General features: G+C 51.7%; 5 protein-coding genes. All 5 read right to left on the reverse strand.

Features of this window, described 5'->3' with window-relative positions; genetic code table 11:
• Positions 1-28: 28 nt before the first annotated feature.
• From ACEPPX_RS11735 to ACEPPX_RS11755, 5 genes are read right to left on the reverse strand one after another with little or no spacing between them, the layout of a single operon-like run.
• Complete coding sequence (locus ACEPPX_RS11735; RefSeq protein ID WP_416624187.1) at positions 29-526, reverse strand: hypothetical protein; 498 nt, start codon at positions 524-526, stop codon at positions 29-31.
• Complete coding sequence (locus ACEPPX_RS11740; RefSeq protein WP_416624188.1) at positions 523-771, reverse strand: hypothetical protein; 249 nt, start codon at positions 769-771, stop codon at positions 523-525. Before ACEPPX_RS11740 ends, ACEPPX_RS11735 begins: the two co-directional genes overlap by 4 nt.
• Before the next feature lies 1 nt (position 772).
• Entirely contained in the window at positions 773-982 is a 210-nt protein-coding gene (locus tag ACEPPX_RS11745) for a hypothetical protein (RefSeq protein ID WP_416624189.1), read from the reverse strand.
• Positions 979-1,182 carry a hypothetical protein gene (locus ACEPPX_RS11750; protein WP_416624190.1) on the reverse strand — a complete coding sequence of 68 codons (204 nt, stop codon included), beginning with the start codon at positions 1,180-1,182 and terminating at the stop codon, positions 979-981. The genes ACEPPX_RS11745 and ACEPPX_RS11750 overlap by 4 nt, the downstream gene beginning before the upstream one ends.
• Before the next feature lies 1 nt (position 1,183).
• On the reverse strand, positions 1,184-1,477 hold the full coding sequence (locus ACEPPX_RS11755; RefSeq protein ID WP_416624191.1) for a hypothetical protein: 294 nt from the start codon (positions 1,475-1,477) through the stop codon (positions 1,184-1,186).
• Between the last annotated feature and the right edge of the window lie 11 nt (positions 1,478-1,488).

Here is a 1,488-nt window from a genome sequence, read left to right on the forward strand (position 1 = left end):
GCCCGCCGCAATTTCTTTTCTCAACCATTCAATTTCCCCCCTCATTTGCCCACTCCAACAATCCGCCCACACCTTGTCTCAGCTTGCTATCTGCTGGTTTGTCATCCTGCATCTGACCAACTGGCGCCACTGCCATACCCGCCGTCTTTTCCGGTGTCCAAAAGGTAATGTTTTCCAATAAGAAACCGTGGCTGGTCAGCGGGGTTTGCAACTTGCCCATATCGCGGGCTTCAAGGCAGCGGGTGAATGCCCAAATCCAAGCCTCGCGCGGGGCGGGGTAGGCTTTGCGATTACGGGTGATTTCGCAGGCTCTGATCATCGGTGCAATCTCACCGACCAGTTTGGCCACTCGGGCAAAGGTCAAATCTTTTTCACCCGGCCGAAACAGGGTCAGGTATTTCAGGCAGCACCGTACCAGTTCATCGGATATACCCGACAACTCCACCAGCGCGCTACGGGCTTCGTCGTGGGCAATCAAGACATCAAGACTGCTGGTGGCTCCACAGGCAGGGCAACGTACTTTCATGACAGTTCCTTAAAACTTTTAAATGCCGCTTCCAATTCAGCGGAAACATCAGGATATTTCTCTTTTAAAAACTGTTCGAATACAGGCTGCATGCCCATCCACTCAAATACAAACCCTTGCGGATGGCTTTCCCAAATCAGTCGCTTGAAAGCCTCCGGCGGGAAATAAGCACGCATTTTGTCGTCAAAATCACAAAGTGCTTTGTCAATCTTTCGCTGCAGCTCGATTAACTGTTTTAGATCCATCTCATGCCACCTTTCTACCTGCCATAGCCAAATCCTTATGGCTCAAGCAATTCAATGCCGTCTGTACCAAACCGGCTTCGTCTTCACCTTTGTCTGCTGACACTATCATCAAAATAAACCGGTCATCCAAAGTGCTTAACTCGCAACATAAGAGGCCTGTTTGTTCGCGCCATACTTTGGCTTTAATATTGCTGTAGTCGCGCTCCCTCATCTCGCCACCTCCGCATCACCGAGAGGTAGCTCCTCATCGGGCATCGCTGCCCACGGATTTTTTTCACCTGTTGTCGGTACCGTTTGTATTGGATGTTTTGAAATTTGCCGGTCAGGCTGTTCAGGAATAACCCAAGCCAGTATCAGAGCAAACGGCATGCATAACAGCAGGCGGCCTACGAAAATTTTTATGCATTCCATCTCACACCCCCTGAACCACATCGGCATCGACAACATCGAACCCCAGTTCTGCTGCCTCATTCATGGCAGCGCTCACCAGATTGTTCACCGCCAGCGGATACAGCAGGCTGTGCTGTTCTGCGCCTTTTGCCGTGCGGCTGCGTACCGTCAGGCGGTCGGCAATCGCATCAATGGCACTTTCGTCCATCACTTTGGCGATGTCGCCGCCTGCTCGCTCAAACTTGTGTTTCAGATAGCCTTTGAGCTTGCCATCGGTCAGTGGCAGCAGAGTGACCAGCTCGCAGCGTTGCACCACTTCGCGTACAT

The sequence above is a fragment of the Neisseria sp. S1 genome (genome assembly GCF_048060015.1).
Taxonomy (GTDB): Bacteria; Pseudomonadota; Gammaproteobacteria; order Burkholderiales; family Neisseriaceae; genus Neisseria; species Neisseria arctica.

Coding starts and splice junctions, on each gene's coding strand:
- ACEPPX_RS11750 (WP_416624190.1), bottom strand. CDS start 1,182: ATGGAATGCATAAAAATTTTCGTAGGCCGCCTGCTGTTATGCATGCCG.
- ACEPPX_RS11740 (WP_416624188.1), bottom strand. CDS start 771: ATGGATCTAAAACAGTTAATCGAGCTGCAGCGAAAGATTGACAAAGCA.
- ACEPPX_RS11735 (WP_416624187.1), bottom strand. CDS start 526: ATGAAAGTACGTTGCCCTGCCTGTGGAGCCACCAGCAGTCTTGATGTC.
- ACEPPX_RS11745 (WP_416624189.1), bottom strand. CDS start 982: ATGAGGGAGCGCGACTACAGCAATATTAAAGCCAAAGTATGGCGCGAA.